The organism is Tenacibaculum aquaeponti, assembly GCF_057221555.1.
This window is the reverse complement of sequence record NZ_CM170147.1, coordinates 3,232,236-3,249,179: the sequence shown is the minus strand read 5'-3', so window position 1 is coordinate 3,249,179 and position 16,944 is coordinate 3,232,236. Positions and strand designations below refer to the sequence as shown.

The following is a 16,944-nucleotide window of genomic DNA, read 5'->3' as shown; positions in this document are numbered from 1 at the left end:
CAAAACTAAGTACAAATGGCAACAATCGTAAATATGCCTCGCTTAAGCGACACAATGGAAGAAGGAGTAGTAGCTTCTTGGTTAAAAAAAGTTGGTGATAAAATCGAAGAAGGAGATATTCTTGCTGAAATTGAAACTGATAAAGCTACAATGGAATTTGAGTCTTTCCATGAAGGAACTTTATTACATATTGGAGTTCAAGAAGGAGACAGCGCTCCTGTAGACACTTTATTAGCAATTATCGGAGAAGAAGGTGAAGACATTTCTACTTTATTAAACGGAAACTCAACTCCTAAAGTTGAGGAAGCTAAAGAAGCTCCCAAAAAAGAAGAAACTGCTAGTACCAACAATAATTCAACTGCAATTCCTGAAGGAGTTCAGGTTGTTACTATGCCTCGATTAAGTGATACTATGGTAGAAGGTACTGTAGCATCTTGGTTAAAAAGTGTAGGTGATAAAGTTGAAGAAGGTGATATTTTAGCTGAAATCGAGACTGATAAAGCTACAATGGAATTTGAGTCTTTCTATGAAGGTACTTTATTATATATTGGTATAGAAGAAGGCAACAGTGCTCCTGTAGATAGTCTTTTAGCTATTATCGGAAATGAAGGTACTGATGTATCTACTGTCATTGAAGCTCATAAAAATGGAGGAGTTGTTACAACTACTCCCAGTACAGAAGACAAAAAAGAGGAAAGTAAGCCTGTTTCAGAAACTACTTCAAATGCTCCAAAAGCTGTAGAAAATACAAACACGAGTACTGGAGGTAGAATTTTTGCTTCTCCTTTAGCGAAAAAAATAGCTAAGGATAAAGGCATCAATTTAGCAGATGTAAAAGGTTCTGGTGAAAATGGTAGAATTGTAAAGAAAGATGTAGAAAACTACACTCCTTCTGCAGCACCTCAACCAGTCGTTACTAGTTCTACTCCATCAGCAGCGCCTCAAGTCACGAGTTTTGCTATCGCTGGTGAAGAAAAGACAGAAGATGTTAAGAACTCTCAAATGCGTAAAGCTATTGCTAGAAGTTTAGGTAATTCTAAATTCTCTGCTCCTCACTTCTACTTAAATATTGAAGTAGATATGGATAACGCAATCGCTTCTCGTAAAACTATAAATGCTATTCCAGATGTAAAAGTATCATTCAATGATATGGTAGTTAAAGCATGTGCAATGGCATTAAGAAAACACCCTCAAGTAAATACTTCTTGGGAAGAAAATGTAACGAAATACCATAGTCATATTCATGTTGGTGTTGCAGTTGCTGTAGATGAAGGTTTAGTTGTACCTGTAGTGAAACACACAGATGCTTTAACATTAACTCAAATTGGAGCAAGCGTTAAAGATTTAGCAGGAAAGGCTAGAAGTAAAAAAATTAAGCCAAACGAAATGCAAGGTAGTACGTTTACAGTATCTAACTTAGGTATGTTCGGAATTGAGAGCTTTACTTCAATCATTAATCAACCAAACTCAGCGATTTTATCTGTTGGAGCTATTGTTCAAAAACCAGTAGTTAAAGACGGACAAATTGTTGTGGGTAACACAATGATGTTAACTTTAGCTTGTGATCACAGAACTGTTGATGGTGCTGTTGGAGCTCAATTCTTACAGACATTAAAAACGTTTATTGAAAACCCTGTTACCATGTTAGTGTAACTTGTTTTTAAACATAAATAAAAAAACTCGAAGAAAATTCTTCGAGTTTTTTTGTTTCTAATATTAATTAAAAATCAAATCGATAATTCATTTTGAATGCAACTCCCCAATTCGTTCGATTAAAATTATCATCAAAGTTATCGGTAACAACCAAATAAACATAACTTAATGGTTTGTATTCCCATTGTAATCTACTATTCACATTAAAGTTATTTCGTTGATTATTATACTGAACATAAGTCGTCCAATTCAAACGATTATTGAAAAAAATCTGACCAGTGAATCGATTTAAATGAAATACTTCTTTTCCTAAGTCATGTAAATCAATAGAATTCACATCATGTGATAATTCTAAATTAGCAAAAGGAAGCAATTGATAATTTAGATATACTCCTCCTGAAATTTTATCTCCTCCATAAAATTTTCCTTTTTGAATATTTACTCGATAACGAAATTGTTGATTATTTGCTGAGTTGTATCCAACTTTCACATTCCAGTTTTGATAATTATCAGGTGAGATTGCATTACCATTTCCAAGAATATCAAAACCATATTTCAAATCAATATCATCATAATTCAACACATAATATACTGCTGAAAAATCTTTAAAAAATACAGCTGAATTCAAAAAATGACTCATTTGATTTAAACTTCCATCTATATCAAAATAAGTATCGTTGACATAATTTACATATCGAATAGAATTTAAATTTTTAGATTTATCATAAAACTTAGTGTATTGCAAACTACTTGAAGCTTGATAATAACCTTCTCTAACTAGCAAATCATTTATCGCATCGTAAGTAAACAATCTTGGTGTAAAACCTACATCAGTTAGATAATTATCTTGAACATTTTTTATAGAAAAACCACCTTGTAATCCTCTGTCGTTATAATCTATACCAAGATTAAAAAATTTATTTTCTCCTGAAATATCATTATTAAAACTCATCGCCATATTCGCTAATCCAATCCATTTTTTATTATCAGATTTAAAATTTAAATTAACTCCTGTTACGCGATTGTAATCATCAACAAAATTAAACGCATCTGTCTCTTGCCTATTTATTAAAAAAGCTGTCGCAGATAATTGTTTTAATACTTGTTGCTCTCCAACCAATACTGTATAATTTTGAGCATTAATATTCTCATTCTTATCTGTTTGAACATTCATTACTCCTACTCTAGTTTTTTGAGCTATGTTTCCAGATAATTTTAATCCGAATTGAATTTCATTCTCAGCTCCTATTTTTCTAGAATAAAACGGATTCACATCTGAAGTTCCTAGATTTGAAAATAAATCTGCGTTCTCTAAAAAGAAGTTTCTTCGTTCTGGAAAAAAAACTGAAAAACGAGATAGATTAGTCACTTGTTGATCTACATCTATCTGAGAAAAATCTGGATTGATTGTAGCGTCTAACTTTAAGGAAGAAGACAGATTATATTGTACATCTAAACTCGGCCTAAACATAGTTTCTTCATCACTATCAACATTCTGATAATTCAAAGTTATAGAAGGAGAAACTGCAAATCGAGAACGAATCGTTTCGGGTACTTTTTCCAAAGTAAATGCTCTCGTAAAACGTAAATCAAATGTTGGATAATTTCTACTTAAATCAGTAAGTATCGTCCATGAATTGTTTTTTATATCTCTTACATAAAATTGCACTCCAAATGTTGTATTCTCTTTATCAAAATTTAGAGCTTTGAAAGGAATAGCAATTTCATAAACTTTATCATTTCCAATAACCGATGTTTTAGTTCTCCAAACTGCATTCCAACTAAAATTTAAACCATAACCAGTTTCATTTCTCTCAACCAAAGCATCGACTTGGGTTCCATAAGTATTAACAGCAAATAAATTTCCGTTTTGTTGTTGATGTTGTGTATCTAAAACCATTACAAAAGCATCACTTATACCTATAGAAACATCTCTTTTTAAAGAACTTACTTGTTGTTTAGAAGTGGTATCGTGATATACAGCTCCTATATATAGAAATTCGCCATCATGATATATTTTAACTTCTGTTTGATTTTTAGCTAAACCTTCATCAGTCGGTAAAAGGTTATGAAAATTTGTATGCGTTGGAATAGTTTTCCAAACCTCTTCATTCAACTTTCCATCTATCTCAATAGCAACAGCTTTAAATGGGATTGACGAATTTTGAGCATAACCAACTAGACAGACAAGAAAAAGAACAGCAACTTTAATTATTTTCATGCTACTTACTGTCGTTTACTTTTGTAGCCGTTTTACTAATAATTTGCCAGTTCTCGTTAACTTTTTTCAACAAGAATAAATCTATGTAAACCCACTTCCTATCTGGGCCAGCAATTTCAACCTTTGCAATAGCAATATCTTTTATAATATCAATTGATAATACTTTCCCTACACGACCGTTAAATTCTCCTTTCTTACGATTCTTGAAAAAACCAGCATATTCTTCAGGAGTAAATCTTTTGAATCCGTCTCTTGTTGTTAAGTATAATGTTGCATTTTCAGCAAAAGCACTTTTTAAAATATCTAATTCGTTATACGAGCTTCCTTTGATATAATTTTGAAGTGTTTTTTCTAGATTACCAAACTCTGATTGACCTGATAAAACTTGTGATAAAATAAATGCACATACTAATAAAGTTCGTTTCATAATTTTGAATTTAAATTTGATTCAAAACTCTTGAAAGACTTTTTTAATAAAATGATTTTTTATAATTCAGGTGTCCAGAATTATAAAATTAGACTATAAAAACTGTTTTTGAAATTGCAATGGTGTTAGTCCAACTACTTTTTTAAAGGTTGCGTAAAAATTTGATTTAGAAGAAAATCCGGCTTCAAACCCTATCGCCTCAAGTGTCAATTCTGTTCGTTCTTGCAGTAACTTTTTAGCTTCTTCAATTCTATACTCATTCATATAAGCCGCAAAACTTTTCCCTAAGTTATCATTTAATAATTGCGATAGTTTATGCGGTGTAATATTGATTCCTTTTGCTACATCTGAGATTTTCACATTAGTATCTTTATACAAAGCTTGAGTAATAATTAACTCATTTAACTCTTCTAACAAACCTTTAGCTTCTGTCTCTATAATTTTCTTTGACGCATATTTCTCTGGAATATTTTTAAAAATTTCTTCTCTATTTTTCTTTGATAAAAAGAAAATCAGCAATACATAAAAAACAATCGAAAATGTAATTGTACCAATTAAATACAGATAAAACATACCTATTAAGTAAGCTACAAAAATCAACAAATTAGCTACATAAACCCAGATTAACCAAAGTTCGGAAGTGGTACAATCTTCAGATTTTTTAAATAGCTTTTTAAATGTATCTTTTAGAATAAAACCTGTAGCTAACACATAAATCCCCCAGACAGCATAAATGAAATATACAATATACATACTCCATAGTTTCTGAGCGTTTTCGTAAGGATAATTGAAGCCTAAAATAATAATTACTGAAGTTAAAAAAACGAAGTTTAATTTCCACTTTAAGGGAAACTCTTTTCTATTTTCCAACGATGATTTTGTATAGTAAAAAAGGCTAACTCCTATTAAAAAACATGCAGATAACCCTATCTGTAATAAGGTAATATTTCGTTCTTCCTTTGGTGTGAAAATCACATATAACGATTTACCAATTCTAATACTAAGAAACAGTACTAACAACCCAAATAACAAATTCTGTGTTCTTTTTTCTTTATTAAAAAAAAGAAAGTAAAAAGCCACAAGAAAACCATTAAATACTCCTAAGCCACAAATAAAAAACAGTATTGGGTTATTAAACATAATCTTTAAACAAAATTTTTGACTAAAATAAAAAATGATTCTAATTATTTCTATTTACTATAAAGGCTTTATTTTTTTATAGTTTTTGTAAACGAATTATAATTCAATCGACAAATAGTTCAATATAAAATATGAAATAATGAAACAATTGTCCATTTTACTCCTATCTATCTTCTTATTACAAAGCTGCGTACAAGACGATATTATTAACGATCGAGTTGATGCATCTTTTAGCATTACAAATCCAATTACTGAAATTACGCTAAACGATACTTTTCAATTAACAACAAAATATACAGATAATGTTGGTAAAACTGTCACAACAAACATTACTTGGTCAAGCTCAAATGAAATGATCGCAACAGTTTCTAACTCCGGATTAGTTACAGCTGTAGCTCAAGGACAAGCAACTATTATGGCCTCTATTGTTTCTGAAGAAGGTGAAACAATTACCGATGAAATAGTAGTTACTGTAACTATGGATCAAGTGGACAATAATACTAATCAAGAAAAAACAGGAACTATAAGAACTACTAGTAGTTATGTATTAGAAGGAACTTTTACACTACATGAAATACCTGATACAAATAATTTAGAACTTGTTATAAATGATAATTATAGAGCTTCATCTAGCTTACCAGGATTATATATTTACCTAACAAATAATCCGAACACTGTAAATAACGCAAAAGAAATTCATGCAGTTAGAGTATTCAATGGTGCACATACTTACATTATAGAAAATACTGGTATAAACGATTTTTCTCATATTCTATATTGGTGTAAACCTTTTAGTGTAAAAGTAGGAGAAGCTAAAATTCAATAATCATTTAACAAGAAACAAAAACAATGAAAAAATATATTTTACTATTCGTTATTACTTTTTCTTTAGGAAATTCTGTTTACGCTCAATGGAGTAAAGGAAAAGGAAATGGTTATTATAAATTATCTGCTTGGTATTTACAGTACGATCAACATTATACAGACACTGGAGCAATTGATCCTAACGCGACAAGAACCCAATTTAATACAAACATTTATGCAGAGTATGGTATTACTGATAAAATAGATATTCTAGTTTATGTTCCTTTTGTTGCTGTTTCTTCTCAGAACAATCAAATCTCTGGAACTAATGGAGGAGTTATACAATCGGGGGAATCTGTAACTTCTTTTGGAGATGTAGATCTAGGTATTAACTACGGATTTTATAAAAAAGGAAAGTGGGCAGCTTCTGTAAAATTAATTCTTGGTTTACCTACTGGTGAAGATGCTGGAGGAAGTGACGGAAGTTACCAAAATGGAGATGGCGAATTCAACCAATACTTATCTACACATTTAGGATACAGTTCTACATTAGGAGATTTACCTTTTTATGCAAAATCTTATTTAGGGTTTAATAATAGAACTGAAGGTTTTTCTGATGAATTTAGAACAGGACTAGAAGCTGGAATTAACTTTCTTGACTCTAAATTATGGGTAATTACTCGATTAAATGTTGTAAAATCATTTAACAACGGAACATTAAGTGCTGTAAATAGTAATGGTAGCATTTTCGCAAATAATATCGAATTCAGTAGTTTCGGCTTTGAAGCTGCGTATTATATCACTAAAAAACTAGGAATTTCTTTAGGTTTTGACTCTGCTTTCGACGGAAAAATAATTGCCGCAAGCCCTTCTTTTTCAGGAGGAATATTTTTAGACCTTAAATAGATCTTCTCTTATTTATTGAAATACCCCAAACTAAATAGGTTTATTGAATTTAGGATTTTATACTAAACTTAATAAACCTATTTAAATTTTCAAAGTAAATTACATCCTTCTAGTTTTATCCATTAGGTAAAAATCTGCTAAAACCAAAGCCGTTAAAGCTTCAACAACTGGTACTGCTCTTGGTACAACACAAGGATCATGTCTTCCTTTTCCTTGTATTTCTGTTGCTTCACCTTCAGAGTTAATTGTTTGCTGATTTTGCATTATTGTAGCCACTGGCTTAAATGCTACTCTAAAATAGATATCCATTCCATTAGAAATTCCTCCTTGAATCCCTCCAGATAAATTTGACTGTGTAGTTCCATCTGGATTAAAGATATCATTATGTTCTGAACCTTGCATTTTTGCCCCGCAGAAACCACTACCAAATTCAATTCCTTTAACTGCATTGATAGACAACATTGCTTTTCCTAACTCTGCATGAAGTTTATGAAAAATTGGCTCTCCTAAACCAACTGGTACATTTTGAGCAACACAAGTAATTGTTCCTCCGATTGTATCACCTGCCTTTCTAATTTCTTTAATCTTCTCTATCATTTGTTCAGCAGATTTTTCATCTGGACAACGAACAATATTAGATTCAGTTTTAGAAAAATCTAAATCCTGATAAGGTTTATCTATAAATATATCTCCTACTGAAGATGTAAATGCGTTAATAGAAATATGAGCAAGTAATTGTTTTGCTAAAGCTCCAGCAACTACCCAGTTTGCAGTTTCTCTAGCAGAAGTTCTACCTCCACCTCTATAATCTCTTATTCCGTATTTTTTATCGTATGTATAATCGGCATGTGAAGGTCTGTATACATTTGTATTATGATTATAGTCTTTACTTTTTTGGTTTGTGTTTTTAATTACAAAACCAATAGGCATACCTGTACTTTTACCATCAAAAATTCCAGATAAAAACTCTACAGTATCTGGTTCTTTACGTTGTGTTACGATTTTTGACTGACCCGGTTTACGACGATCTAATTCTTTCTGAACAGCATCAAAATCAATTGTTATCCCAGCAGGAAAACCATCTATAACTCCTCCAATTGCTACTCCATGTGATTCTCCGAAAGTAGATACTCGTAATATATTTCCAAAGGAATTAAACATACTTTCTAATTTTGAAACGAAGGTAACTATTTCACTTAAATCGAGAAGAAGAAGCACTAAGAAAAATGAGAATTATTATTGACTATATAATTTTGACTCGCATTTTTAATTAATTTCTAAGTCTTATTCAATTAATACATTTTATTAGCATTAAAGGTCAAAAAAAATCAACAATTAAAAAACTGATAGTAAATTATTTATAATTTTATTTAAAAATACTTTTCAAAAAAGTTAGATTTTATTTTCTCTAATTAAAAAAGGTTCTTATATTTGCACCCGCAAAACGGTTAAACGTTTTCGGCCTGGTGAAATGGCAGAGTGGTCGAATGCGGTGGTCTTGAAAACCATTGACTGTAACAGGTCCGGGGGTTCGAATCCCTCTTTCACCGCAAAAAGCTTCAAGGAAACTTGAAGCTTTTTTGTTTTTATGCACTTCTCCTAATGTGACTTTCTTCTTTTTTTGTTTCTAAAGAACTGTAACTCCCCTATTACGAACTTTATAAATCAAGAAACAAAATGTCAAAAAAAACAATTTATCTATTAGGTATTTTAATAACGATTATTCTAGGCACATTTTTAAGTTGGAAATATTGTTGTACCACAAACACAGATGATTTACAAGAAACAATAGCTCAACCTATACCAAAGCCTGAACCTATAAAGGAAGAAACTCCAAAATTATCTTTTGGGAATATTGATGAGAAAGGCAATATTAATTTTTCTTTTGATAATATTAAATTCAAAAAATCTAGTATGGATTTTTCTCCTTCATTTATGACTGGATTAGACACTGAACTTAATGAATTAAAAGATTTCGTTATACAACCTAAAAACGAAAAAGCTTTATCGATTATAGGATATTATATGAGTGACGAAACGAATAATTCTATTTTTCCGAATATTGGATTGGCACGTGCTGTAAAAATCAAAAACTACATGTTTTCTCGTGGAATACCTACAAAACTAATTGATATTTATTCTGAAGTGAATGATGACCTTGAAGTTGATAATAATAACGTTATGAAAAAACCTATTAAGTTTAGCGTTGGAAAATCTAAAGATTACAGTAAACTTATACAAAAAATAATGAAAGAAATCGAAGAAAATCCTTTAGTCTTAGAATTCGATTCTGGAAAATTACATTCTGAATTCACATCTGAACAAAGAATAAAAATTGTGAATATTTCTACATATTTGGATAAAGTTGACAATTCCAATTGTTTAATTACTGGACACACAGACAATACTGGATCTACAGAAAGTAATTTAACCTTAGGTTTGAAAAGAGCTAATTTCTTAAAGGATTATATTATTAGAAGTGGAATATCTGAAAACAAGGTAAAAACTACTTCTAAAGGCGAAAGTTCACCTATAGCAAGTAACAAAACTGAAGCAGGAAGACAGAAAAATAGACGCGCTACAGTTTCGATAAATTAAAAAAGTATGCTTAACCACCTATGGTAATCATACTTCGGTTATTATGGTTGGTTAAGTTTTCAAAATCTTTGCTATCTGTCATTCCAGAACGAACTGCTTTCTTTTTAAGAATTGCACTTTGAATTATTGATTCAATAGAAATTCCCGCTCTGTATGTACTTAATAAATCCATTTCTGAAGTAGAAAACAGACAATTCTTTAATTTTCCATTTGCCGTTAATCGGATACGATTACAAACATCACAAAACGGATTAGTTACTGAAGAAATGATTCCGAAACTACCTTGGTAAGACTCTATTTTAAAATTTCTAGCTGTAAAATTATCTTCATGAGGTAAAGTAATAATAGCATTTTTCGAGAACTTAGATTCTACCTGATTTAAAAGCTCATTATAACTTACTAATTTAGATTTATCCCATCTATTTCCGTCGAAAGGCATAAACTCTATAAAACGGACTGAAATTGCTCTATCTTTCGTAAACTCTACGAAATCGATAATTTCATTATCATTAAAACCTTTTAACAACACAACATTCAGTTTTACATTAAAACCTTCATCTAATAATAACTGAGTGTTTTCAAAAGCTTTTTTAAATTGATCTCGCTTTGTTATTGTATTGAATTTTTCAGGGTGCAAAGTATCTAAACTTACATTGATTGTTTGTAACGATGACTTTTTTAACACTTCAATATTTCTATCAACTAGAATTGCATTTGTAGTCATTGAAAGTTCTACTGGCAACTTAGAAAGTCCAGAAATAATTTCTTCGAAATCTTTTCTCAATAAAGGTTCACCACCTGTCAATCTAATTTTAGTTACTCCATGTTGCACAAACAATGTTGCAATATCGATAACTTCAGCAGCTGTCATAATTTGATTTCTAGGAGACAACACTACTCCACTTTCGGGCATACAGTAAGTACATCGCAAATTACACTTTTCAGTAAGTGAAATTCGTAAATAATTATGATGCCTTCCGAAAGTATCAGTTAGTATGTTTTGTCTCTGATTCATTAATGACGTTCTCCTGTTAACACTTTATAACTATGAAATAAATGTGGAAAAACTGCATCTAAACTTTCTACAACTCCTTTGCTTGATCCTGGAAGTGCTAACACTAAACAACTATTATCAATTGTTCCCACAACACTTCTAGATAACATTGCATAAGGCATACGTTCTTGTCCGTATCTTCGAATAGTTTCCTCTGCCCCTATGATTCTTTTATCTAATAAAGGTAAAATTGCTTCAGGTGTTGTATCTCTAGCTGATAAACCTGTTCCTCCTGTTAATACAATTAAGTTATAACCTTCCTTTAAAGCTAAAACCCTTTGTTGAATTGTATCAAAATCATCAGGAATAACTTCTACTTCTTTTGCAGCTACTTGATAAGCTTCCAATTTCTCTTTGATTAACTTTCCTGATTTATCTTCACCTTTCCCTTGTGAAATTGTATCAGAGCATACTATAACTGCTGCTTTTATCTCTGAAACATCCCTTACTGGGTAAGATGTTTTTCCTCCTTTTTTCTGAAGTAATTTTATTTCATGTATTTCAACTCCTTTATCAATAGGCTTTAACATATCATACATATTTAAAGCAACCACACTCGCTCCGTGCATTGCTTCAACTTCTACTCCTGTTTTATAAATCGTTTTTACTGTAACTTTTACAACAACATTTAACCCTTCTATTTCATAAGTAATACCAGTAAACTCAATTGGCATTGGATGGCAATCTGGTAATAATTCAGGTGTTTTTTTCACCCCAAGTAAACCTGCTGCTTTGCTCATTGCAAAAACATTTCCTTTAGGTACAGTGTCATTTTGAATAGCTTCTATTGTAGCTTGTGAACTCACTTTTACAATTGCTTGTGCTGTTGCTATTCTTAATGTATTTGATTTATGTGTAATATCTACCATTGTTAATATTTAATGCTTATCGACTCCGCTCGAACTGACATAAATTAAGCTTTAATTAAGATTAAACATTTGTTTTCCATTGATACGATTCGTCTTCGAAAAGCTCTTTTCCAAATATTGGAACTTCAGATTTTATTCTATTTACAATATACTCTGTTGCTTCATAAACATGTGGTCTATGGGGTGCCGAAACAAAAACAAAGAAACACACTTCTCCTACTTTTACTTTACCTAAACTGTGATATGTATGCATACACGTTAAATCAAACTTTTCAAAGGCCTCTTCTCTGATTTCATGTAGTTTTTGTTCTGCCATTTCTTGATAACAAGTGAACTCTATTGCACTGACAGTTTTATCCTTCACAACATCTTTTCTTATTTGACCTAAAAAGATATTATGTGCGCCTATTTGAGTTTTTACTTGATGTTTAGCTATCGCATTAGCGATAAATTCTGAAGTAATTTGTCCTTCTATGAAAATTGTTTTTTTCTTCATTTTCTTATTATTCTTCACTTATCTTAAAAACACTCTGTTTCTTTCGTACTGTGTTAATGTATTTGCTACAATATCAATTCCAATTACCGATATCCAAAATGCATCTGTATCTGGAATAAATTGATGCGTTACAAATATATTTTCTTCATTAAGCGTTGTTGGCACAGAAATTATTTTAGAAATCAGGTTTTTATTAATTATAGAATCTAAAGGTTTTTTATTTCTAAATAGATAAAATGCATGTTTTGCAGTTTCTTCTTTATACTGACCAAAAGACAAAAAGGAAATAGTATCCTTAGCCTTTATCATTTTATAATGTGCATATACATCTGTCGGTTTAAATCTGTTTTCCTTTAAAGTCGCTTTTAAATAAATACTATCTTTTATAAACCGATAATTATTCTTTTTCACAAAGTCATTTACAGTCATACAAACATATTCTTTATCTTCTTTTACTTTCTCTGTGGCTTTGTACGTTGCAATGACCTGACTTTCTATTTGGTCTGAAAAGTATTCGTAGTTTTTTAATTGTAGTGTATCCAATATATTTTGATTTTCATCAAAAACTAAAATTGAATTCAGATTACTAATTTCAAAATATTTATTCGCGACAGAATCTTCAATTTTATATCTAGTATACTCTATATTTTTCAGGATTAAATCACTTGTGAAATCAGCATAATTATTATAAAAATCTTCTTGTTTTATATCTGAAACCAAAGGTTTAAAGCTCACTGGTAAATAATAATCTTTTCCTTCAGGTATTTTTGTAAGCAGACTAATATAAATTGATTTTGAATCTATTACTATTAATTTATTTGTCGCTACCTCTTTTTGTTCTTTTTCAACAGTTTCGACTTGTGAGATTGTATCTTTAATAACAATAGTGTCTTTTATCGTTTCATCTTCAGAAACAAGTTCTTTTTTCAATTGCTTACCTACACAAGCGTAAATTAAAAACACAAAAACTATTACTATACTCCTCATCTTGACAATATTTTAACCTCCTGCAAAAGCTGATAAAATTGCTACCTCATCTGTTTCTTTCAACATCAATTCATCAGATTTTGAAACTAAATTATGATTAACAGCAATTTGCATATCATCTAATTCTAACTGATATTTTTCTTGTAAAAAATCAATTAAACTAGCTATTGAATTCTCCTTCAAACTAATATTTTCTGACGATTTATTTGACACATCAGCTATTTTTCCAAAATAAATAACATTCATTTTCTTACACTAAAAATAATTTTACAGCTGCTATTGTTAACACCCCTGCTAATACATACTTTAACGTATTCATAGAATACTTTTTACTTCCATAAATAGCACCTAAACTTCCACCAATTAATGCCACCGGAATAAAGTATAAAACCTCTAACGGAACTATTCCTTCATTTATGGTAAAACCTATTAATCCTGAAATTGAATTCACAAAAATAAATAAAGCTGAAACTGCAGCTGCTTGTTTCATATTTCCCCAAGCCAAAAGCACAATAACCGGACTTAAAATTATACCTCCTCCAATACCAATCATTCCTGAAAAAAGTCCGATACAAGCTCCTATTAATAGTGAAATTACTAAATTATTCTCTTTTAGTTCTTCCTTTTCACCTCCAAATACATTCAACATCTTAAGAATTGCGAAAACCAGAAAAAAACCTAGTATTTTTTTATAAAAACCAGCATTCACAGAAATATAACCACCAATAAAAGCTGCTGGAATTGAACTAATCGCAAACGGATAAAACAACTTCCACTTAAAATGTTGATGCTTCCTGAAAAACCAAAACGATACTCCAGAAACAAAAATATTGAGCACTAAAGCTATCGGTTTCATAAATAAAACCGGAAAAGTAAATAAAGCCATTAATGCTAAATACCCACTTGCTCCTCCATGCCCGACACTTGCATATAAAAAAGCAACTACAACGAGAATTAATAAAAATGGAACTAATACTTCTAGCTGTAATACCTCCATCGATTAACTAAGTTTTATGTATGTAATTTCTTCTCCTTTTTTTATTTCTTGTACATCTTCTGGAACGATTAATAAACCATTTGCGACAGCAAAAGATTTTAACATTGAAGATGCTTGACCTGTTAATTGCGTTGCCTGTTCGTTTTCTATTATTCCTTTTAAGAATAAAGTTTTACCAAAAGCGTTTTTAATATCACTTGTTGCTTTAGCTATACTTCTTGGTAAATGATAATTTTTATACCCTAATTGTGCTTTTATTACCGGAAGCACATAAGAATAAAAACAGCTTAAACTAGAAGCAGGATTTCCTGGCAAAGCAAAAATTAATTTCTCATCTTTTTGACCGAACCACAAAGGTTTACCTGGTTTTTGATTTACCTTATAAAAAACTTCCGACACATTATTCTCTTCCAAACCACGTTTTACAAAATCATAATCTCCAACAGAAATTCCGCCTGAAACTAAAATAATATCAGCAAAATCTAACTGATTTTTAATTGCTATTTTTGTTGCTTCGAATGTATCTTCAACCTTTACAACTTCAACTTCATCAATCCCTAATCTATGTAAAGCTAATTTTAAAGTAATCGAATTACTATCATACACTTGGCCTTCTTCTAAGACTCCTCCAACAGCTTTTAACTCGTTTCCTGTTATTAAAATACTAATTTTAGGTTTCTGATAAACTTTTACTGTACTTAACCCTAAACCAGCGATGAATCCAATTGCCGCTTCGTTTAAAACTGTTCCTTTTTCTAAAGCTATTGCTCCTGTTTTAATTTGTTCTCCCAAAGGTCTTACGTTAGAAAATTTTACAGGTAATTTATTAATTGTTAGTTGATCACCTTCAACACTTGTATGCTCTTGCATTACAACAGTATCGGCTTGATCAGGAACTCTAGCTCCTGTAAAAATTCGTACAGCTTCACCTTCTTGTAGCACTACATTTTTTGAATCGCCCGCCTGAACTTCGCCAACTACAGTAAAACTTGATATTTCATTGTGAATAAATGCATATCCATCCATAGAAGACTGCTTGAATGGCGGCATATTAATTGGAGAAACTATAGATTCTGCTAAAACTAAACCTAACACTTCTTGTATTGGTTTCTCTATAATTTTATTGGGCTGACAGTAATTTTCTATATGTTGAATTGCTTCAGAAACTGAAATCATGGATTGATTAATTTTTGGTAATCTTCAGGTGTATCAATATCGAGTAATTTTCCTGAAGAAGCTACAGTTTTTATAAAATTTAACTCAGAATTTAACAATTGTTTTGCGCCTTTATCACCAGTTAAATTTAAGAGTTTAGGATAGAATCTTTTAGAAAAAATTGCTGGCACACCATTGAAGCCATCATATCTAGAAGCAACAATAAATTCTTTATTTTGCTGATACAAAGTTACCATTTCCTTGATGTAGGTAACATCAATTTTAGGTTGATCTCCTAAAGCGATTAAAATAGCATCGTAATTTGAAAGTTCTTTTACTCCTGAATAAATACTAGAACTTAATCCTGAAGTAAACTCATCGTTAATTATAAAGTTTACTGTGTATTTTGGTAAGTTTTCTTTTATTTTTCGAGCATTTGCTCCTAAAACAACATAAATATCTTTTGAATTAAAAACCTTTATACCGCTTTCTAAAACTGCTCCTAGTATTGAGCTATTTTTATACGGAAGTAATTGTTTTATACTTCCCATGCGAGAAGCTTTTCCTGCTGCTAAAATTAGCATTGCTATTTTCATATCTTACTTCTGAAGATGGATTTTCCCTTTTATTTTTCGTAAAGAATACGGTTCTTTTTTTCGAATTACTGATAAAATCTCAGCAACAATTGAAACTGCAATTTCTTCTGGTGTTATTGCTCCAATATGCAATCCTGCTGGGCTATAAATTTTATCTAATAATTCTTCCGACACATCTTCTTTGTAATGAAACAAATCATTTTCTAACTGATCTCTTCTTTTTGTAGAACCTAAAATCCCAATATACATCGGATTGAAATTTATAATCTTCAATAAATATTTTAAATCTTGAACGTAATTGTGAGTCATTAGCACTACAACAGTATCGGAATCTATATTTAAATCAACGATTTCTGGAGTGCTTGCGGTTACTTTATTTGCTTCAGGAAAATCAGTTTTTGATTTTGGATCTTTAATTGAAGTAATCACATCAACTTCCCAACCTAATAAACTAGATACTGATGTTAATTTTACAGCATCGTGTTCTCCTCCAATAATTAATAATTTTGTTAGTGGTTTTAGTTTCTGAGAAAACTTTTGTAAATCATTTGAGAACTCCAGTTTTTCATTAAACGTATATTGTTTATCATTTTGAAAAGCAATATTACTTCCGTAATCTCCTTTAACATCATCTTCAGCTACAAAAGAAGAATGAATGGTAAACTCTTCTCTATCCGATAAGCTTTTTTCAAAATCATTGATAAAATCATTTGAAACATAAAAAGGCTCAATTAAAATATACAAGATACCTTCACACCCCAAACGATATCGTCCATCGTAGGTAATAACTTTAGCAATTCCATCTTTAAAAACAGACTGCGCTCTTAGCTTTACTTCCTTTTCTACACAACCTCCACTAACTGCTCCAACCATTTTTCCATCTTCACAAATCAGCATTCGAACACCAGGTTTTCTGTAAGAGGAACCTTCTAAATGAACTACAGTTGCTAATACATTTTTCAATCCTTTTTCTTGATGAAGTACGGCTTGTTTTACTATATCTACAAATTCATGTGTCATGATGTTAATTTAACAATAAAA

Annotated in this window: 17 protein-coding genes and 1 tRNA gene; 5 read left to right on the top strand and 13 right to left on the bottom strand. The window is 30.7% G+C overall.

Going from position 1 to position 16,944, the window contains the following annotated elements; translation table 11 throughout:
* The first annotated feature begins 15 nt into the window (after positions 1–15).
* Complete coding sequence (locus AC2TEO_RS14805; protein WP_442265555.1) at positions 16–1,653, top strand: pyruvate dehydrogenase complex dihydrolipoamide acetyltransferase; 1,638 nt, start codon at positions 16–18, stop codon at positions 1,651–1,653.
* A 67-nt stretch (positions 1,654–1,720) separates the two neighbouring features.
* Here AC2TEO_RS14805 and AC2TEO_RS14800 read toward each other — a convergent pair whose 3' ends face one another.
* The 3 genes from AC2TEO_RS14800 to AC2TEO_RS14790 all read right to left on the bottom strand — a co-directional run bounded on the left by AC2TEO_RS14800 (position 1,721) and on the right by AC2TEO_RS14790 (position 5,441).
* Positions 1,721–3,874, bottom strand: coding sequence for a DUF5916 domain-containing protein (locus tag AC2TEO_RS14800; RefSeq protein WP_442265554.1), 2,154 nt, complete (start codon positions 3,872–3,874; stop codon positions 1,721–1,723).
* A gap of 1 nt (position 3,875) precedes the next feature.
* Complete coding sequence (locus AC2TEO_RS14795; protein WP_442265553.1) at positions 3,876–4,301, bottom strand: nuclear transport factor 2 family protein; 426 nt, start codon at positions 4,299–4,301, stop codon at positions 3,876–3,878.
* A gap of 93 nt (positions 4,302–4,394) precedes the next feature.
* On the bottom strand, positions 4,395–5,441 hold the full coding sequence (locus tag AC2TEO_RS14790; protein WP_442265552.1) for a helix-turn-helix domain-containing protein: 1,047 nt from the start codon (positions 5,439–5,441) through the stop codon (positions 4,395–4,397).
* A gap of 139 nt (positions 5,442–5,580) precedes the next feature.
* Between AC2TEO_RS14790 and AC2TEO_RS14785 the strand changes: the two genes are divergently transcribed.
* Positions 5,581–6,267 (top strand): Ig-like domain-containing protein, encoded by a 687-nt coding sequence (locus AC2TEO_RS14785; RefSeq protein ID WP_442265551.1) that lies wholly within the window; start codon positions 5,581–5,583, stop codon positions 6,265–6,267.
* Between the two features lie 23 nt (positions 6,268–6,290).
* Positions 6,291–7,151, top strand: coding sequence for a hypothetical protein (locus tag AC2TEO_RS14780; protein ID WP_442265550.1), 861 nt, complete (start codon positions 6,291–6,293; stop codon positions 7,149–7,151).
* A gap of 99 nt (positions 7,152–7,250) precedes the next feature.
* Here the strand turns inward: AC2TEO_RS14780 and aroC are convergent, their stop codons facing one another.
* Positions 7,251–8,312: a chorismate synthase gene (aroC, locus tag AC2TEO_RS14775; protein ID WP_442265549.1), complete on the bottom strand. Its 1,062-nt coding sequence runs from the start codon at positions 8,310–8,312 to the stop codon at positions 7,251–7,253.
* Positions 8,313–8,616: 304 nt separating this feature from the next.
* Between aroC and AC2TEO_RS14770 the strand changes: the two genes are divergently transcribed.
* Positions 8,617–8,701 (top strand) — tRNA-Ser (locus AC2TEO_RS14770).
* 127 nt (positions 8,702–8,828) lie between these two features.
* The gene (locus tag AC2TEO_RS14765) at positions 8,829–9,749 is read left to right on the top strand and encodes an OmpA family protein (RefSeq protein ID WP_442265548.1); all 921 of its coding nucleotides are present in this window, start codon (positions 8,829–8,831) and stop codon (positions 9,747–9,749) included.
* A gap of 10 nt (positions 9,750–9,759) precedes the next feature.
* On the opposite strand, the gene moaA is transcribed toward AC2TEO_RS14765, so the two are convergent.
* From moaA to AC2TEO_RS14720, 9 genes are all read right to left on the bottom strand, one after another.
* Positions 9,760–10,764, bottom strand: a complete 1,005-nt coding sequence (moaA, locus tag AC2TEO_RS14760) for a GTP 3',8-cyclase MoaA (RefSeq protein WP_442265547.1) — start codon at positions 10,762–10,764, stop codon at positions 9,760–9,762.
* Complete coding sequence (gene moaCB, locus AC2TEO_RS14755) at positions 10,764–11,672, bottom strand: bifunctional molybdenum cofactor biosynthesis protein MoaC/MoaB (protein WP_442265546.1); 909 nt, start codon at positions 11,670–11,672, stop codon at positions 10,764–10,766. The genes moaA and moaCB overlap by 1 nt, the downstream gene beginning before the upstream one ends.
* Positions 11,673–11,733: 61 nt before the next feature.
* On the bottom strand, positions 11,734–12,168 hold the full coding sequence (locus AC2TEO_RS14750; RefSeq protein ID WP_442265545.1) for a molybdenum cofactor biosynthesis protein MoaE: 435 nt from the start codon (positions 12,166–12,168) through the stop codon (positions 11,734–11,736).
* Between the two features lie 18 nt (positions 12,169–12,186).
* Complete coding sequence (locus AC2TEO_RS14745; RefSeq protein ID WP_442265544.1) at positions 12,187–13,155, bottom strand: hypothetical protein; 969 nt, start codon at positions 13,153–13,155, stop codon at positions 12,187–12,189.
* 12 nt (positions 13,156–13,167) lie between these two features.
* The gene (locus AC2TEO_RS14740) at positions 13,168–13,401 is read right to left on the bottom strand and encodes a MoaD/ThiS family protein (RefSeq protein WP_442265543.1); all 234 of its coding nucleotides are present in this window, start codon (positions 13,399–13,401) and stop codon (positions 13,168–13,170) included.
* 4 nt (positions 13,402–13,405) lie between these two features.
* On the bottom strand, positions 13,406–14,152 hold the full coding sequence (locus AC2TEO_RS14735) for a sulfite exporter TauE/SafE family protein (RefSeq protein WP_442265542.1): 747 nt from the start codon (positions 14,150–14,152) through the stop codon (positions 13,406–13,408).
* A gap of 3 nt (positions 14,153–14,155) precedes the next feature.
* Positions 14,156–15,328, bottom strand: coding sequence for a molybdopterin molybdotransferase MoeA (locus AC2TEO_RS14730; protein WP_442265541.1), 1,173 nt, complete (start codon positions 15,326–15,328; stop codon positions 14,156–14,158).
* A complete protein-coding gene (locus AC2TEO_RS14725; RefSeq protein ID WP_442265540.1) occupies positions 15,325–15,903 on the bottom strand; it encodes a nucleotidyltransferase family protein in 579 nt (192 codons plus the stop codon). The genes AC2TEO_RS14730 and AC2TEO_RS14725 overlap by 4 nt, the downstream gene beginning before the upstream one ends.
* A 3-nt stretch (positions 15,904–15,906) precedes the next feature.
* On the bottom strand, positions 15,907–16,923 hold the full coding sequence (locus AC2TEO_RS14720) for an XdhC family protein (protein ID WP_442265539.1): 1,017 nt from the start codon (positions 16,921–16,923) through the stop codon (positions 15,907–15,909).
* Between the last annotated feature and the right edge of the window lie 21 nt (positions 16,924–16,944).